Below are 17706 nucleotides of genomic sequence, written 5' to 3'. Positions count from 1 at the left end.
CTATTCGTTCAAAGAATAAACATACATCATTATTACGAGATTAGGATAAGAGGGGTTCCACCTTTTTCCTGAGATGGCCCCCTTCTCCCTTTTAACAGTTACTTCTTACTTCCAGCCATCCACAGCCCAGCAACAGCCATAACAGCTCCAGCACCCATTAGAACACCCTGCACAGCATCCTTTATTGAAGATCCTTCTGCACTTACTAGCGATCCTAGCAAAAGTACGGCTGCACCAGCACTTAACATCATGAATGATTTTGAATCTATGCTTTTAATCACACTCAACACCTCCAGTAAATTATTGTTACGTTGGGCCTACTTGAGATCATTTCTTTTTATAGAAAGAAAAGAAAGAAAGAAGAAGTAATTAAATTAATTAAATTTTGTAAGCTTTCATTGCCTTAAAAAGTTCCTTGAAGGTTGGACGCTTACCATACATCAACACACCCGTGCGATAGATTTTGGCAGCCAGCCAGCCGAAGATAAAGATCGATACGACCAGAATGGCCAAAGACACTAGTATCTCCCATGTTGGAGCAACCCCTGCCCCGATTCGCACCAAGATAGCCGTAGGCGAGGTAAACGGTATGAAACTGGCAACTCTTAATAGCAGAATGTTCGGTGTTGCGATACTGAAGATGGCAATATAGAAGGAAACGAGTGAAAGCATCGTAATCGGCAGCACCGCTTGACCCAGTTCTTCTGTACGGCTAACCATCGAACCAATTGCAGCAAACATCACTGCATATAGGAAGTAACCCAGGATATAGAAGATTAGTCCGTATACAATAACGGCGATGTTTACATCACTCAGGTTCAAGCTGAAATCACTCAGGACATCACGGTTGTGAGGAAGAAGCACATTTCCTGCAACCACCGCACCGAAGATACCAATCTGAAGCATACCTACCATAAATATCCCGATGATTTTACCAAACATCTGACTCAGTGGAGAAACGCTGGTAATCAAAATCTCCATAATGCGGGAACTCTTCTCCGCCGTGATTTCGGATGCGATCATATTACCTGTCATCATAGTAGATGTGAACAGAAGGATGATCAGCAGGTATACCACAATGTAGTTGATCGGGCTCATGCCATTCTCTGACCCTGCATCAGCTCCTGCTTCTTCTGCACTCAAGCTTTGCTCACTAACCTTAACAGGAGTATTAATCAATTCCTTTTGCTCAGCCGTGAGTACGTCCTTCACGACGACATCCAGCTTCACACTCTGTAGCGCCGCTTCTATAGAAGCAATAATTTGAGGGGACACCTCTTCTGTTGAATACAGGATCGGCTGCGGGAACTCCTGTCCTTGGGCCGCTTCAAACTTCAGATACCCATCAGTAAGTCCGGATTCTGCATCTGCTTTCAGCGCAGCTTCATCTTTAGTATCATCAGCAATGAATCGGTACGCCTGATCTCCTTGTGCGGACGAGAACTTCTCCAGCTTCTCCGATACTTCCGGCTGTCCCGCACTTAGAAGCCCAATATTTACAGGATGGTCTCCTGCAGCTCCACCACCGATAGATCCACCGTTAAACAAGGTAATGAAATAAGGTACATTAAGTCCGATTGAAATTAAAAGTGCGAGCACAATGGTCGTAACTACAAATGATTTCGTTTTGACTTTGTTTTTGAACGTAAATCCGATGATCGTTCCCATTTTATTCATTCGACTCACCCACCTCACGAATAAAGATTTGGTTAAGCGTTGGTTCTTTGATCTCAAAATGCTCTACAGTCGTCTGATTCATTGCGTGCTTCAATATCTCCTGGGCAGCCTCAACCTGTGCAATATGAATAAGATATCCACGCTCGTTCCGCTCCACCTTATTCACACCAGCCAATTGATCCAAACGTTCCACATTGCCAGTGGTATTCAGGGAAACCTGTTCACGCGGATAGCGGCTCTTGATCTCCTTGATCTCTCCCTGAACTACGGTGTTGGAGCGATGTAGAATTGTTATCTGACGACAAAGTTCTTCAACATGCTCCATACGATGTGTCGAGAACAGAATAGCCGTTCCTTCATCACGCAATTCCTTAACAGTGGATTTGAGCAATTCTACGTTTACTGGATCTAAGCCGCTAAACGCCTCATCAAGTATAAGAATCTGAGGACGGTGCACCACCGCAGCGATAAAGCCCATCTTTTGCTGGTTACCCTTTGATAACTCCTCAATTTTTTTGTCGTAATACTCAGGGACCTCGAATCGATCAAGCCAGTATCTTAGGCTTTTGTCTGCATCCTTGCCATTCATTCCGCGAAGGCGGGCCAAATAATTGATCTGGTCACTGACCTTCACCTTGGGATACAGTCCGCGTTCTTCCGGAAGATAACCCATGATCTGCTGCAATTCGGTACTATAAGGCTTGCCGTTATATCGAATCTCTCCACCATCGGGATGAATCAGACCAAGTACCATGCGCATCGTTGTTGTTTTACCCGCACCATTGGCACCCAGCAATCCATAGATTTCTCCTTCTTCCACATTAAGCGTAACCCCGTTAACAGCCGTCTTATCTGCATATTGCTTCACAACCTGCTTCAGTTCCAATCTGTTCATCATCTATCATCCTCCTTCGTTTATCTCCACAGTGTCGGAGCATACCCTGCTATCCAATATTGCAGCACTTCGTCCAACTCCAGGTTTCGGATTTTCATGATGCGGTTACCCGCAAGCTCCAGCCTTTCCTGTGCTTCAACTACCCGGGTCGTGATCACCCGCATGGCTCCAGCCTCCTGCTTCGACTCAACAGCCCCCGGTATACTCTCAGGTCTTAAATCGCCTTCGTACCAGATTTCTCTCCATTGATCGAGCACGACATCTTTTTCCGCCATGCCAAGTGATTGGCCCCGGTGCATCAGTACGATGTAATCCGCCAGACGCTTCACTTCATCTGCTATATGTGTTGCTATTAAAATGGTGGTATCTCCATCCGCCATGAAATTGCGGAACTGCTCAACCATGACCTTCCAGGCAAATGGATCAAGCCCAGAAGAAGGCTCATCCAGCAGGAGCAATCTCGGCCGTGCAGCAAGCGCAGCGGCTATTTCGAATTTGCGACGTTCTCCTTTGGACAACTTCTTCAGTTTTACATCATAGGGAACATCCATATCATCCATTAGCTGGTTGAACAGCTTAGCATCCCAACGGGTATACCAATGTGCACGGAATTTGGCAGCTTCAACTGCGGTTATATTGTCTTCTTCCGAACCTCCACCGTCTGCAACAAAACCAATAAGCTCTCTCAGCTCTGTAGGAAGTTCACCTTCGTGGTGCTGTCCGAACCACATGATCTGACCGGAATCTGGTAGTACTACCCGCTGAAGCATATTCAGAAGCGTGCTTTTTCCCGAACCGTTATGTCCCAATATGGCGACCACGTATCCCTCGGGAATGACGAGATCAATAGGGCCAATGATTCTACGCTTGCGCATTTTGGATACACCGTTTAGCTGAACCGCAATTGGTTCCATGTTTGGTCACCCCTTACTCGGATAGTAGATCAACTGCAAAATCTCTTGAAACAATCCTGCCATTTCCTCTTCACTGCATCCAACGGATTTACCAGACTGCACAGCTGCCTGCAATGCCTCTCTTGCTGCTGTCAATTTGTAGTTCTCCCGATCTCCTGCATCAACCTTGGCTACAAACGTCCCCGTACCCTGCTTTGTTCGAAGTAAGCCTTCATTCTCCAGATCCTGGTAAACCCGGCGAACAGTAATCACGCTGCAATTCAACGAACCTGCAAATTCGCGAATGGATGGCAAATGCGTTCCCTCCCCCAATTGACCCGTTATAATTAAAGATCTTAGTTGGTTTTCAATTTGGTGATATAAAGGTTCAGCACTATTTTCATTAATTTGAATCGGTATATTCAAGTCCTGCACCTCACCCTCCCGTACACTTCAGTTCACTTGCACGATAGTGCCGGTCATCCTCGATGTCGTTCTATATTTGACTTACCTTTAACTTAAATCCCGCTTCGATAACTTCCTTAGTGTTAAGCGACTAAGCAACCACAACACCGCAAATCCCAATATTAGCGAGCCCCACATAAATGGTGATAATAACCCCCAGGTTTTGCTGATTTCTACGGCATATTGCAATCCGTTTCCACCCATGATTCGAATGAAGAGCGCAATGAGGACAATTACGGGTATAAACAGCATGCTGATTAACAAGTACTTTTTGCCTGTGTGTAGAAATTCCCCAAAGATGTAGAACCCTGTAATCAGTAACCCGTAACCTGTACACGTTAGGGCAAAGGCTAGATACTGATCCCATCGAAACTCTTCCAGATGCATCACCGAGACATACAACGCACCATAGTAGAATATTCCATTATAGATGAAGGCCAGCAAAGCCTGCTGAATGCGTCCCCACATGACTGTCTCTGCCGAGATGGGAAGTCTGCGATAGTAGGTCAGCATCTGTGTATACGAATCTTCCTGTATGTAGCGGAAAGAACGTCTGGAGAAGATGAATCCCTGAAATGGAATCATAAGCAAGAAGTAGGAATCGGAAATCGTGTTAAGCGCACTTTCCTCCCTCTGTCCATATAACATGACACCCCCCATAGCTCCAACATAGATCATAAACAGTGCAGACCATACCCACTGATACCGATCCTTGCTCCATTCGCTGCGGGTTAGCCACCAAGCCTGCTTCCAATCATTCATAACATTGCCTGCCTTTCCATCTCACACATTTACTATGCAAGCTGTGTTCACTGTGTTTACTGTATATATCAATATACACAGTATACAGACCTTCAATTCGTACCGTCAACCCTTTTTTTCCTGAATCAGGAATATAACAGGAATTTATTCCCTTGGACACTGAGATGATGGAGTATGAAAGGCAGGCTTAGGGCAGTTACCACGATGTTTGTTTAACAACTGCTTCGAACGAACTAAAGGTGTGCAGGCAAAAAAAGAGAGCTGACTCCAATATTGTGCGGACACAAATCGGAATCAGCTCTTTTATTTTTCCGGCACCTGTATGCAGAAGAGGTCTACCTTTTAAACCAGATCGTAGCCGCTTGGCAAACTACGACTGCTGCGGATGGCACGAATTTGAGCCAGTGTGAGACGTTGATTGGTGGAGATCAGAGATTCCACGTCATTTCCCCGGATCAGATCATCCAGATCTCTCAGATTCGTATTACCTCGAAAGACTCGGAATCCGCCTTGGAAATTTGGTCTCGTAAACACTACCAGCGTTGCATTCGAACTTGTTGAGAAAAAGCGCAGGCTCTCTACCCCACCCAGAATGTTGTCCAGGTTGCGGAGACCCGTGTTGCCACGGTAAATCCGGCTTCTCCCTCTGTAATTCTCCTCTGAATACACCGTGAGACGTGGATACGTTTGACTGACTTGGACTGTTTTTTTCATTTGTTGTTTCCCCCTCTCGATCTCATTCTATGAACGGATGTGAGAGAAGGTATGGACGAATCAACCGATAGATTCATCCATTTTTCATATTTTCATAGGAAACGATCTTTAATCTACACCCCAAGAATGACTTCCCACACAGGACGTGTATGCCCGCCAGGATAAAGGAGGTATAATAAAACATACACAATGACGCCAGTCAGTGCACTGCTGAACCAGATCATGGATGTAAATCGTCCCCAGCGACGATGTGTAGCAAATTTCTTCTTGAATCCCAGCACCAGGGTAGAGATACCGAAGACCGCAGCTGCTGTGGCGAGAATAATATGAAAGATCAGAAAGATTCGATAGAAGATCTCCATCTCCGGATCACCGCCCCAAGCAGTATTTCCTACAAATATCGTTCGGGACATGTAGATGATAAAGAATACCAGAGCCGCGACAGCTCCCGCTATCATCATGGACTGATGAGCCTCCTTTTTGCCGCGAACGATTAACACCCAACCGATCCCAACTAGTACAGCGCTAATCACAATGAAAGAAGTACTGATCGTAGGTAGCAAAAAATGCATATCCATCGTGTGTTCCCCCTCTTGTCTGAACATAACTAAGGCTTATTTTGCAGGATTAAGCGGTCCACCTGAACGTTCTACAGGATACGGATCATCATCATCTTCGCGTTTTTCCTTGCGGTACCATTGAAAGAAAACATATGCCAGCATGGATACGAAGATACCCTCCTGAATAAACTTCATCACAATACCACCCACCTGCTGATCCTCTTTGGCAGAAGACAGGAAGTTAAAGAAACCTGGACCTCCGAATGTACGCAATAATGCCGAGGAGTCCCCTGACACACAATATCTCATTGCTTCCGCCCATACAGTCGGATTGCTATACGTTGCATATAATGGCTCGGACGCAAAAATAATCAGGCCGCAGGCTGGTGTTAACAGCACCATATTAAGAAAGATAAATCCAATCTTCGACAGCCCTGACGCCTGTCTTGCCTCCGGCAGCGGATTAAGAAGTGTCCACCACATGAGCATAGAGGTTATAAAGAGAACCAAGTAATACAGGCGGTGAACCGTAAAATTCAGCATGACATAGTCATGGACAACGGGCAGATGATACAGCGAAAATAAACCATTAAAGAGTAATGCCGCGACAATCGGATGAGCTAAAAAGGATAACTGCCGCGCTGGCAGCCACTGAATGATCTTTCGCCACACCCAGAGAGGCAGCCCTTTCATCAATAAAGGTGGAGCAACCAGATAAGACAGAGCCATGCTTACCATGTGAAAGCTGAACATGACGTGCCCCAGCAAATTAAATGGCCCAGCCTGAGCAAGATAGAACACAGCCAGACCCGTAATAAACATGATTTTCTGTGCAGGGGTAGCAGGTTCTGCATCAGTAACCCTTTCACTTAACGGACCTACGATAAACAGATACACAGCTGCAATGAGCAAAAATAACGCAAGAATGAAGGGACTCCATAAATCGTTGAAACTGAAGTATTGCAACCCGAGCATACGGGAAACCTCCCGGTGACCTGATTTGGTTGTAGCCTTAAACCATCTTTTTCATTCCATCGCCTAAAAGGGGAAAAGACGGCGGCACTGCGCCGCCGCCATCTCATTTACCACCAAACCCAATAGAGTGCCATAATGATGCACGTGAATGCTACGAAAAATCCGAAAGCCATAAACAGGATGGGCATCAGATGGCCTTTATCCTTCATGTGCATCCAGTATCCCAGCTGGACAAAAACCTGAAGAATGGCCATAACCACCAATAGAATGATGGTAAAGGATGTATTGACGCCCCCTGCCTTAACGGCTGCAAACGCAATGAGTGTCAGGATGATGGAGAATATAAACACAACGACATGCTTCTGCGGTCCTTCTGTCCGGTGACGATGTTTCACAGGTTGTTGATCACTCTTATCCTGTACCGACATGTGTTAACCCACCTTTCCGAGCAGGTAGACGACCGTAAAGATAAACACCCAGACCACGTCAATAAAGTGCCAATACATTGCTGAGACGTATACTTTTGGTGCAGTTACGACCGTTAATCCTTTTCTGAACAGCTGCCCGATAATAAGTCCGATCCACAGAATACCGAATGCAACGTGGGCTCCATGGAATCCAACCAGCGTGTAGAAAGCGGAGCTGAATGCACTGGTTGTCATCCCGAACTCTTTGTGCACCACATATTCATAGAACTCATAAATTTCAATACCAAGGAATCCAAGGCCCAGCACTACCGTGATTCCGAGCCAAAGTGCCAAAGCACTTCGGTTGCCCCGATGCATGGCCTGGATCGCAAATACACTTGTCAGACTGCTGACGAGGAGTATGAAGGTCGCTGCTGCCACAAGCGGCAGATGGAACAGTTCGTTCGCCGATGGCCCTTCATTCGTCTGGCCACGAAGAGCCAGGAAGGTTGCGAAGAGTGTACCGAACAATACCGTCTCGCCGCCAAGGAACAACCAGAAGCCAATGAGCTTGTTGCGTCCCTCCAGCGTTGCTTTCTCCGGTTCATGCGGCAGTTGGCCGCTTACCGGTTCGGCATGTGAAGTTGTCATGTTCTAACCCCCTTCTCATCCTGATCCTCGGGCTCGATATGCCAGCCATGGTCATCATAAAGTGAACGCATTGCCATCGCTCCGAATGTAATCAGAAGGCCGATAATAACCACAATATAATTATTGAAAAGTCCGTTCATAAAGGCATTGCCAAAATCGTCTTTGCTGAACATCAGGCCCAGTCCGGCAATGAAAATACCGACAGACATGATAAACGGCAGCGGTGTTGCAGATGGCATATGAATCGAACCTACCGGTTCAGCAGGAGTCATCTCCGTGTGTCCTGCCATCTTTTCCTTCCAATATGCATCGATTCCGCGAACAAGCGGAGTCTGTTTGAAGTTATATTCCGGCGGCGGAGACGGGATGGACCATTCCAACGTACGGCCATCTTCCCACGGATCATTTGGTGCATTCACCGGTTTTCTCGTTGTAATGACGATGTTCACGAGGAACATAATCACCCCGACACCCATCAGGAATGCTCCAACGGAGCTGACCAGGTTAAGCAGGTCAAAGTCCTGATTCGGCAAGTATGTAACGATCCGGCGCTGCATCCCCATGAGACCGAGGAAATGCTGCACGAAGAACGTTAATTGGAAACCGATCATGAATGTCCAGAATGTCCATTTACCAAGTGTTTCGCTCAAAACGCGACCGAACATCTTCGGCCACCAGTAATGCAGGCCCGAGAACAATCCAAGAACCAAGCCACCAACGATTACGTAGTGGAAGTGGGCTACGACAAAGTACGTATCATGGAACTGGAAATCAGCTGGTGCAGATGCGAGCATGACACCGGTGACACCACCCATGACGAAGGTTGGAACGAATCCGACAGCAAACAGGTTCGCAGCCGTAAAGCGGATCTGTCCACCCCACATCGTAAAGAGCCAGTTAAAGATCTTGATCCCTGTCGGTACGGCAATCAGCATGGTTGATATCGAAAAGAGTGCGTTGGCCACATTGCCGAGACCCGTTGTGAACATGTGGTGTGCCCATACCATGAATCCCAGGAAGGCAATCAGGATGGTTGCAAACACCATGGAACTGTAACCAAACAATCTCTTGCGTGCAAAGGTCGGAATAACTTCCGAGATAATTCCAAACGCTGGCAAGATGAGTATGTACACTTCCGGGTGTCCGAAGATCCAGAAAATGTGCTGCCAGAGTACCGGGTTACCACCATTTGCGACATCGAAAAAGTTGGCTCCCAGAATACGGTCAAACGTCAACAGTACTAATCCCACCGTGATGGCAGGGAATGCAAAAAGGATAATGGCTGAAGTAATAAATGTTGTCCATGTAAACATCGGCATCCGCATATAGGACATGCCGGGTGCACGCATCGTAATGATCGTGGCAAGAAAGTTAATACCGCCGATGAGTGTTCCTAGACCAGCTATCTGTAGACCAATCGTATAGAAGTCCACACCATGGGTTCCGCTGTACTCACTACTGGAGAGCGGCGTGTATGACGTCCAGCCTGCATCAGGCGCCCCGCCCATGATCCAGCTCAGGTTCAGCAGCAGTCCGCCAAACAGGAACGTCCAGAATCCTAGTGCATTAATAAATGGAAAGGCGACGTCCCGGGCACCAATCTGCAAAGGAACAACAGCATTCATGATGGCAAATATGATTGGCATGACACCAAGGAAGATCATCGTTGTTCCATGCATCGTAATCAATTCGTTGAAGACCTGAGCCGATACAAAATCATTCATCGGTTTCATCAGCTGAATCCGAATTAATATGGCTTCAATCCCGCCGATTCCGAAAAACAATCCACCTGCAATTAAATAAAGAATAGCAATCTTTTTGTGATCGACGGTGGTGATCCAATCCATCAAGCCCCTGTACCGCTTGACGCTATGAGCATGAGCCAAGGTAGTGTACCCCCTTCTTCGTCCTTGCTGTTCTATTCATAGTCCAATTTGTAGTTGGCTAGATATTCGGCAATTCCGTCGATTTCTTCATCCGTAAGGCCAAGATCTTTTGGATTCGGCATCGTATTGCCTGGCTTCACGGATTGTGGATCATGGAGCCATTGTTTCATGTTATCCAGCACCGGATTACCTTCTTCCTGTCCCTCACGCTGGTTCAGCAAAATACCTGCGACAGCTTCCTTGCCGCCGATTCCTGTGAGATTCGGGGCAACAGGTCCGCCCTGATCGCCAACGGCGTGGCAAGAGAGGCAGTTCGTTTTGAACTTTTCAGCAAGCTGTGTATCTTCCGGCAGCACTGCCGGTGCCTTCATCTCATTGACCCATCTGTCAAAGGATTCCTGGCTGACTGCTTTTACCTTGAATTCCATAAAGGCATGCGACCTTCCGCATAGCTCCGCACATTTCCCGCGGTAAACGCCTTCATTAGGTGCCGAGAAACTAAATCTGTTTACTGTTCCATCCGGGTTTGTGTCCATTTTGCCCGCAAGTGACGGCACCCAGAAGGAGTGAAGCACGTCCGCGGTTTTCAATTCGAATGCGATTTTTTTGCCGGTCGGAATGATGAGATCTTGAGAGGTGGTAACATCATATTGAGGATAAGTGAATTCCCACCAATACTGATGTGAGGTAACTTTGACCTGAATTGCATTTTTGTCCTTGGACAAATCTTCGCCTTGGGCAAAGATCGTCTGAACTGTCGGTACAGCCAGTACAATAACCAGCAATAGCGGAATGGCTGTCCAAATCACTTCCAGCTTGAAATTGCCTTCAACTTGTTCGGGAACCTCATTCTGCCCGGCACGTCTGCGAAACCGGATCAGCACATACGCAGCAATGGCAAATACAATGATGAGCACTACGATCATAATCGCAATGGACAGCTTCATCAGATCATATTGGCCTTGTGCCACAGGACCCTGAGGTTTCATTACCGACAAGTCTTCCCGCCCGCATGCGGATAGCAGCAAAGAGAACACCGCCAGCAAGGGGAGAATTCGCTTTGCAACCTGCCACTGTTTCATCATTGATCTACCCCACTTTTTTAACATTTTCGTAGATTACGTTTATCGTTCGAAGTTTAGCCTGATAAGGTCACTTCAGCCCGATCCGCATAATCCTGTCCGTCATACAGAACGCTTCCAAAAATAACGCTTCCAGAACCCCCTTCATTTCCTTCAAAGGGCATGTCTGCGCATTCTTCCAATTCATTCTATATGGTTCAATCACTTATTAAATATAAGTTGAGGGTATGATTTTGTCAATCTTTGGACACATGTTCACAAATTGTTCACTTATGTATAAAAACCGCACCACAACTTAGTTTGCAAACGATTTCAGTTATAAATGTAAACCTCTTAATTTGAAAATATTTGCCATATTTCGGCGATTTATCGTGAATTCTCAGTGACTTTTCTCACGTGAAAAACATGCAGTATTATGCAAAAGAATACGAGCTTTTCTCAGCTTCCATTTTTCCCAGCTTCTACAGGGCCAAATCCTACACTCTGTTCTATTCACATCGATGAACTGGCTTTGGCGTCTGACCCTGTATGTTGGCTTCACTCCTAAACGATCATTTGAACAAACCTTACCAGCCTATCAAAGGACTTACGTTCCATCGGTTAGTATAAGCGGTCCATCTCGGGTTATCGCAATTGTATGTTCATACTGGACTCCCCATGTTCCGTCGACCGTCCGGACAGTCCATCCATCTTCATCCCAGAAGACGGCTCCTGAACTGCCTCTCGTAAATATGGGCTCAATTGTAATAACCATGCCTTCCGTAAGCATCATGCCGGTCCTGCGTTTACCATAAGGCAGTACGTTGGGTGGTTCATGAATATACTGCCCAATCCCATGACCAATGAGCGGCTTAACAATGCCATAGCGGTACAATCTTGCAGTTCGTTCAATCGCGTTGCCGATATCCCCTAGCGTATTTCCCGGTACAGCCTGTGCTATAGCCCGGTGGAGGGCCCTTTCTGTGCGTTTCATCAGCTTGCGAATGGATCTGCGTTGTTCGCCAATTCCGTAAGTCCATGCCGAGTCAGCAAGCCAGCCATCCTTGTTTACCACCATATCAATGGTCACAACATCCCCAGCAACCAATTCCCGTTCATCCGGGAAGCCGTGACAGACAACTTCATTCACTGAAGCACAAGTCGCATACGGATAACCCTTATATCCCTTTTGCTCCGGAGTGGCCCCTCGTTCGGCCAGAAATGCCTCTACCCGTCTGTCAATCTCACCTGTGGTTATGCCAGGGGTAAGCCATTGTTCAATATGCTCGTGGCAGCTTCGCAGAATACGGCCTGCTTCCCGCATGTAGCCAATCTCTTCTCTCGTTTTCAAAATAGGGTCCACATGCATTCATCCTTCCTGCCTATGTGTACTTCCATGTATATGCAGAAGAAATGCCACACAGCCCAAAAGTGACACAATGCTTCATGTCCTTTCATTCCAGGAGTAAATCCCAGAACAGCAAAAAAAACCGTCTGCCGGAGCATATCGCCCGGGAGACGGTTCTATTCATATCGGAACAGTATAATTCAATGATGTGTTTCAGGACACGGAAGAATCCATCTTGACAAGCTCGTGCTCGACCACAGAAGTCAATTCTTCCTCATATCCACCCGTAATCCGGTATTTTCTCACGTACTCCTTCACGAATTTTTTTGGATCCTTAGGACGGAAAATCCGAGTCATTTCCCTCAAACTTTCTTTGACCTCATTGTGACCTTTCGTTGCCATTGTAATTCCCTCCCAAAACGTTGAAAGTGAATGCTCCGTTTAGAGAACGCCGAATAAGTCTTAAATGCCATCCATGAAGTTGTGTGCGCGGCTTAAAGCAAGCTTTAGGTCGGGAACCTCGCTGAAAGCAAGTACCTGACACTATAAATACCCGATATGATTCAGTTTGAATCATAATCTTATTGTAGCATATTCGGGAGTATGTTACGACTTGACGATTTTGCTTATTATTTATAACGGTTTTTACGCCCAAAAAGTTTAATTCCGAATCATATTTTATGAATATGACCCTTCTGTACGGAATTAATTCTATCCAGCATAACACGGAACTATTCGGGGGATATTATCACGGACAACTCATACAGTTAAATTACTGGTATCAAAGGAGGCGCTGTTTCATGGACCGCAAAGAACAGGATATGCTGCCCCTTTCGCATGAAAAGGTGGAAGTCGACGGAGTTTACATCAATGAAGCGGGTCGCGAGGAACATTTGCACCGTGGTCAACATTTCCCGGCTGATCCGGTTCTGGGCAAATCGGAATGGAAGCTGACCGAGTTCATGTTTGAGAATCATCACGAGGGCCGCACGGACGAACGTCTGGTACCCAAAGAGAACGATACCGATAAAATCGGCAAAGTTACTTCTCCACGCAGAAACTTTCAACGAAAAGATCTTTAGATTCGTTTAAGCCTGTTGAATATCTCGCAAACTGACCGGGGCACATCACGCCATTACCTATGGCTGGTGCGCCCTTGTTTTCCATATAAGTCGATTGCACGGTCTAACCCGCCTTTACTCCTATGGCGCCCATAAGTTTTCCGTGTCTTATGCTTTATCTCGTAACATTCGTTATTAAACCCGGTTCAGTTCTGTCCACCTTCTTCATAACGTATAAAAAAAGGACAAAGGAGGCTGGACCGGATGTCCCCCATGAAATCCTCAAGCGGTCTGGATGAGAATATCGCCGGCATGCTCTGTTATCTGTTTACCTTTATAGGTGGAATCGTCTTCCTGGCAGTGGAGAAACGCAGCCGGTTTGTACTGTTTCACGCTCTTCAATCCGTTACGGTCTTTGGCATTATTATGATCGGCCATGTATTGTCGGCATTTCTGCCTCTATTCGGACCTCTGGTCGCATCCTTATTATCACTGCTGGGAGTCGTCGTTTGGATTATCATGGTCGTCACCAGCTTGCAGGGAAAATGGCTGAAACTGCCTTGGGTAGGGGATTTTGCAGAGAAACAGATGAGACATCTGTAGCATTTACTCCTAAAATAAAACAAAAACATCCGAATCACTGCTCTCGTGCAGCGATCCGGATGTTAAGGTGGTATAACATTTATTCCGTGAATTAATCATGCCATTAACTTCATTCATTCATCACGTAACTTATTCATTTTGTAAGTTAACATAGCATCCATTCCGGATACCACCTCACCACATCTACATATTTATGCTGATTTCTCCGTCTCTCCAAGAATCGCATCTGCCTGCTTCTCAGCCATTTTTGCAGCTGTCGCCTTCGTACCGAGGCCATTAAATAGCAAATTCATAAAGATGGCGGTAAAGCTGCCGGCAATGATTCCGTTACCCAGCATAATCTGTGCCCAGTCCGGTGCACCCGCGAACAGCTCAGGCACAACCGTGACACCCAAGCCCATGCCTACGGAACAAGCAATGATAAACAGGTTCTCATGCCGATTCAGATCGACCTGGCTGCCAATGATGCGAATACCGGATGAAACGACCATCCCGAACAGTGCCACCATCGCTCCGCCCAGCACAGAACCAGGTACAAGCTGTGCGAGTGCAGCAATTTTCGGTACGAATCCGATCACGACCAGCAGTCCGCCTGCTACCACGATAACATCCCGAGTTTTAACACGGGTCATCTGTACAAGCCCTACATTTTGTGAATAGGTGGTATATGGGAACGAGTTGAAAATCCCTCCAAGTACGATTGCTAGCCCTTCCGCTCGATACCCCCGGGCCAAATCCTTGGAAGACAAATCCTTGTCCAAAATTTTGCCTAGAGCCATAAATACACCTGTCGATTCAGCTACGCTCACAATGGCCACCAGGATCATCGTCAGAATGGGAACAATCTCAAACGTTGGCGTACCAAAGTAAAATGGCTTCACCACATGGAACCAGCTTGCTTCACGAATCGGGGCAAAATTAACCTCACCCATAAATCCGGCTGCTACCGTACCGGCAAGAAGACCGACCAGAACGGCGATTGAACGGATAAATCCTGTCGTGAAACGAGTCATAAGAATAATAAACACCAATACGCCGAAGCCGAGTAATAGATTCGTCCCGCTTCCGAAGTCTTCCGCTCCCTGACCGCCTCCCAGGTCTCTGAATGCTACAGGAATCAGTGTCAGACCAATTATGGTCACGACTGAACCTGTCACAACCGGCGGAAACAGGCGGATCAGTTTACCGAATAGCCCCGAGAACAACACTACAAAAATCCCTGACGCGATGACCGCCCCGTAAATGGCAGACACCCCGCTGTTCAGACCAATCAAGATCATTGGAGATACCGCCTGGAATGCACAGCCGAGCATAACCGGCAGTCCCACCCCAAAATAACGATTACCCCATACCTGCAGCAGCGTTGCCACACCGCAAGCCAGCAGGTCAATGGCAATCAAATACGTCAGCTGTTCCTGAGTGAAGCCCAATGCATTACTAACGATAAGTGGTACGACTACCGCTCCCGCGTACATCGCTAGGACATGCTGCAGACCGAGCGAGAACGTTTTGATGGGATGCCGATGCCTCTGGAAAATGCGCTCGCGTGCCATATTAGTTCGAGCCCTCCTCATCCGCAAATGTAACCTGTCCATCCGACAGAGCCCCAATGCGAACCAACGATTCCACACGGTATCCAGCTTCTTGCAGCAAGCGGCCTCCCGGCTGGAATGCCTTCTCTATGACGATCCCGATACCAACCACTTCAGCTCCGACCTGCTCAACGATGCGCGCCAGACCAAAGGCTGCCTCACCATTCGCCAGAAAATCATCAATGATCAGCACACGATCGCCAGGCTTCATGAACTTTTTGGCTACCGTAATTTCATTCGTTTCCTGCTTCGTGAATGAGTACACCTTCTCAACCAGAATGTCTTCTGTGAGTGTGAGCGACTTCTGCTTCCGTGCAAAAATCAGCGGCACATTCAGTTCCAGTGCAGTCATGATGCCCGGTGCAATCCCGGACGATTCAATGGTAAGCACCCGCGTAATGTTCTCTCCGTCGAACCGGCGGATGAATTCCTTGCCTACTTCCTTCATGAGAACCGGGTCCATCTGGTGATTCAGGAATGAATCCACTTTGAGTACTTGCTCGGACAGGACGATTCCTTCCTGTCTCACTTTGTCTTTTAACAATTGCATCGTGATTCTTCCCCCTGTGTGCCCTCTATACAGCCTGCCAGCATGTCCATCTCCGATGGTAAAAAAGCAAAAAGCCCGCCTTTTCACACGCTGCGGAAAAACCGGAGACGGGAAAAGACGGACTTGTACTTATCAGGACAAGCCGTATTGAATGCTGCATGTACGCATGGATATAATGGACATCCGAATATGGTAACCCCTAGGCTTAAAACTTCAGTCATTGCCTGTATAAGGTTGCCCAATCATAGCGATCATGCAGATCTTTCCCGTAGTCCGATCATTCCGGTGATCGGGTAGAGACATGCAGGCCTATTCCTGCACATATACGAGTAACGGCATATTTAATTCATTTTTGGCTCCAAGATTCGTTACAATATATGATCGCGAACCTGAATATAAAAGTGTAAAGGTAACTGACAATGTTAGAAGTATACCGAATTGGCGGCGTGAAATAAAGAAGTATTTTCATGGAAATTGTGAAAACATGTCTTAATCTGTAGACAGGGGGTGATTGGAGCGTGTTTTTTTTGTACAATATGATAACGGATGCGCGGCCTAAACTATGAATTTATTGATTAAAGGAGATTGCAGAGATGAAAGGCATACTTAAGGAATTTAAGGAATTCGCCGTACGCGGCAACGTGATTGACCTGGCAGTCGGTGTCATCATCGGGGCTGCTTTTGGTAAAATCGTCACGTCCCTCGTGAATGATATTATCATGCCCCCTGTCGGGAAGCTGCTTGGAGGCATTGATTTCAGTCAGAAAATCATTAATTTGGACCGGGATATGACTACTGCGAGCGGTCAGGAAATTACAACGTTGGCTCAAGCCAATGAGGCAGGCGCTACAGTCATCGCCTACGGTCAATTTATAAACATACTTATTGATTTCCTCATTGTTGCATTTTGCATTTTCATGCTCGTCAAGGGTGTCAATTATATTAAAAGCAAAGAGCACAAAAAGCCCGAGCCGAAAAAAACAACCAAGGCTTGCAAGTACTGTCTATCCGAAATACCGGCTGCAGCTACCCGCTGTTCACATTGTACTTCAGAGCTGGAGGCAGAAGGCAGCGGCGCTCCCGCTTAGTCAACAGGTTTACTCCTGATTAGACCCTTTTGATGTAAGGAAATCGCTCCGACATGAAAGGTCTCACCTTAGAGGTGGGGCCTTTTTTTCATGATGACCAAGAGTAAGTGAAGGAGGCTGAAACTTATGCTCTCTTATTACATTCCTTACGGACTAGAATCGACGCGGCAGCAGATGCTCCAGAATCGACTTCAGATCCTTATCTTCCTTGTATACTTCTTCCCCGGTATCGAGTTCGGTTACCCGAATATATTCAAAGTTTGCCGAAGCATCTACTGGTTTAAACAGCAATTGCGCTTCATCTTCGAGACGTACATTGAATCCCATATCCTTAAACATGGTCGTCAGCTGGTTGTTGGCCGGTTCCTGACCTTGCCCGACAAAAATAAGTCCTCTTAGACTTTTACGTTCCTGTGGTTGCGGATAGATAACCTGAAAGTGTACAATGCATTCCATACGTTCGTTCCCCTTTCATTTAAAAACACACTTTGTGAAATTTTGAACTTTAAAACTTGCTA

At 46.7% G+C, this 17706-nt stretch carries 21 protein-coding genes and 1 riboswitch; of the genes, 3 read left to right on the top strand and 18 right to left on the bottom strand.

All coding sequences use genetic code 11. The features are described 5' to 3' along the window. Positions 1 to 98: 98 nt before the first annotated feature. The 15 genes from AC3RCI_RS02970 to AC3RCI_RS02900 all read right to left on the bottom strand — a co-directional run bounded on the left by AC3RCI_RS02970 (position 99) and on the right by AC3RCI_RS02900 (position 12696). Entirely contained in the window at positions 99 to 281 is a 183-nt protein-coding gene (locus AC3RCI_RS02970) for a hypothetical protein (protein ID WP_154896625.1), read from the bottom strand. 97 nt (positions 282 to 378) lie between these two features. Further along, positions 379 to 1677, bottom strand: coding sequence for an ABC transporter permease (locus AC3RCI_RS02965; protein ID WP_336783682.1), 1299 nt, complete (start codon positions 1675 to 1677; stop codon positions 379 to 381). Continuing rightward, complete coding sequence (locus tag AC3RCI_RS02960) at positions 1670 to 2572, bottom strand: ABC transporter ATP-binding protein (RefSeq protein WP_127539257.1); 903 nt, start codon at positions 2570 to 2572, stop codon at positions 1670 to 1672. Before AC3RCI_RS02960 ends, AC3RCI_RS02965 begins: the two co-directional genes overlap by 8 nt. Before the next feature lie 20 nt (positions 2573 to 2592). Next, entirely contained in the window at positions 2593 to 3486 is an 894-nt protein-coding gene (locus AC3RCI_RS02955; RefSeq protein ID WP_336783683.1) for an ATP-binding cassette domain-containing protein, read from the bottom strand. Between the two features lie 6 nt (positions 3487 to 3492). Beyond that, positions 3493 to 3891, bottom strand: a complete 399-nt coding sequence (locus AC3RCI_RS02950; RefSeq protein WP_336783882.1) for a GntR family transcriptional regulator — start codon at positions 3889 to 3891, stop codon at positions 3493 to 3495. An 87-nt stretch (positions 3892 to 3978) separates the two neighbouring features. Then, positions 3979 to 4692 (bottom strand): hypothetical protein, encoded by a 714-nt coding sequence (locus tag AC3RCI_RS02945; RefSeq protein ID WP_154896622.1) that lies wholly within the window; start codon positions 4690 to 4692, stop codon positions 3979 to 3981. A 342-nt stretch (positions 4693 to 5034) separates the two neighbouring features. Continuing rightward, positions 5035 to 5406 carry a hypothetical protein gene (locus AC3RCI_RS02940; protein WP_127539234.1) on the bottom strand — a complete coding sequence of 124 codons (372 nt, stop codon included), beginning with the start codon at positions 5404 to 5406 and terminating at the stop codon, positions 5035 to 5037. A gap of 113 nt (positions 5407 to 5519) precedes the next feature. Beyond that, complete coding sequence (locus tag AC3RCI_RS02935) at positions 5520 to 5984, bottom strand: DUF420 domain-containing protein (protein ID WP_154896621.1); 465 nt, start codon at positions 5982 to 5984, stop codon at positions 5520 to 5522. A gap of 36 nt (positions 5985 to 6020) precedes the next feature. Continuing rightward, entirely contained in the window at positions 6021 to 6941 is a 921-nt protein-coding gene (gene ctaG, locus AC3RCI_RS02930) for a cytochrome c oxidase assembly factor CtaG (protein WP_492527490.1), read from the bottom strand. Positions 6942 to 7048: 107 nt separating this feature from the next. Beyond that, positions 7049 to 7369 (bottom strand): cytochrome C oxidase subunit IV family protein, encoded by a 321-nt coding sequence (locus tag AC3RCI_RS02925; RefSeq protein WP_095291893.1) that lies wholly within the window; start codon positions 7367 to 7369, stop codon positions 7049 to 7051. 3 nt (positions 7370 to 7372) lie between these two features. After that, positions 7373 to 7999 (bottom strand): cytochrome (ubi)quinol oxidase subunit III, encoded by a 627-nt coding sequence (locus AC3RCI_RS02920; RefSeq protein ID WP_095291892.1) that lies wholly within the window; start codon positions 7997 to 7999, stop codon positions 7373 to 7375. Beyond that, entirely contained in the window at positions 7996 to 9846 is a 1851-nt protein-coding gene (gene ctaD / locus AC3RCI_RS02915) for a cytochrome c oxidase subunit I (protein WP_419720066.1), read from the bottom strand. The genes AC3RCI_RS02920 and ctaD overlap by 4 nt, the downstream gene beginning before the upstream one ends. Before the next feature lie 71 nt (positions 9847 to 9917). Beyond that, positions 9918 to 10970, bottom strand: a complete 1053-nt coding sequence (gene coxB, locus AC3RCI_RS02910; RefSeq protein ID WP_095361485.1) for a cytochrome c oxidase subunit II — start codon at positions 10968 to 10970, stop codon at positions 9918 to 9920. 583 nt (positions 10971 to 11553) lie between these two features. Further along, positions 11554 to 12315, bottom strand: coding sequence for a type I methionyl aminopeptidase (map, locus tag AC3RCI_RS02905; protein WP_095361486.1), 762 nt, complete (start codon positions 12313 to 12315; stop codon positions 11554 to 11556). Between the two features lie 192 nt (positions 12316 to 12507). Next, complete coding sequence (locus AC3RCI_RS02900) at positions 12508 to 12696, bottom strand: hypothetical protein (RefSeq protein WP_017690840.1); 189 nt, start codon at positions 12694 to 12696, stop codon at positions 12508 to 12510. A gap of 398 nt (positions 12697 to 13094) precedes the next feature. Between AC3RCI_RS02900 and AC3RCI_RS02895 the strand changes: the two genes are divergently transcribed. Both AC3RCI_RS02895 and AC3RCI_RS02890 read left to right on the top strand, forming a co-directional pair. Then, positions 13095 to 13376: a transposase gene (locus tag AC3RCI_RS02895; RefSeq protein WP_095291887.1), complete on the top strand. Its 282-nt coding sequence runs from the start codon at positions 13095 to 13097 to the stop codon at positions 13374 to 13376. 243 nt (positions 13377 to 13619) lie between these two features. Then, complete coding sequence (locus AC3RCI_RS02890) at positions 13620 to 13958, top strand: DUF4870 domain-containing protein (RefSeq protein WP_336783686.1); 339 nt, start codon at positions 13620 to 13622, stop codon at positions 13956 to 13958. A 191-nt stretch (positions 13959 to 14149) separates the two neighbouring features. Here the strand turns inward: AC3RCI_RS02890 and AC3RCI_RS02885 are convergent, their stop codons facing one another. Both AC3RCI_RS02885 and AC3RCI_RS02880 read right to left on the bottom strand, forming a co-directional pair. Continuing rightward, positions 14150 to 15511, bottom strand: a complete 1362-nt coding sequence (locus AC3RCI_RS02885) for a nucleobase:cation symporter-2 family protein (RefSeq protein WP_095291884.1) — start codon at positions 15509 to 15511, stop codon at positions 14150 to 14152. Between the two features lies 1 nt (position 15512). Then, entirely contained in the window at positions 15513 to 16100 is a 588-nt protein-coding gene (locus AC3RCI_RS02880; RefSeq protein WP_336783687.1) for a xanthine phosphoribosyltransferase, read from the bottom strand. Positions 16101 to 16349: 249 nt separating this feature from the next. Further along, positions 16350 to 16449: riboswitch (purine riboswitch) on the bottom strand. A gap of 244 nt (positions 16450 to 16693) precedes the next feature. Between AC3RCI_RS02880 and mscL the strand changes: the two genes are divergently transcribed. Next, entirely contained in the window at positions 16694 to 17188 is a 495-nt protein-coding gene (mscL, locus tag AC3RCI_RS02875; protein WP_095291881.1) for a large conductance mechanosensitive channel protein MscL, read from the top strand. Positions 17189 to 17341: 153 nt separating this feature from the next. Here the strand turns inward: mscL and AC3RCI_RS02870 are convergent, their stop codons facing one another. After that, positions 17342 to 17644 carry a hypothetical protein gene (locus AC3RCI_RS02870; protein WP_095291879.1) on the bottom strand — a complete coding sequence of 101 codons (303 nt, stop codon included), beginning with the start codon at positions 17642 to 17644 and terminating at the stop codon, positions 17342 to 17344. Positions 17645 to 17706: the final 62 nt, after the last annotated feature.

Source organism: Paenibacillus sp. MT124 (assembly GCF_058792755.1).
Note: the sequence above shows the minus strand (reverse complement) of the source record. Positions and strands in the feature narration are given on the sequence as shown.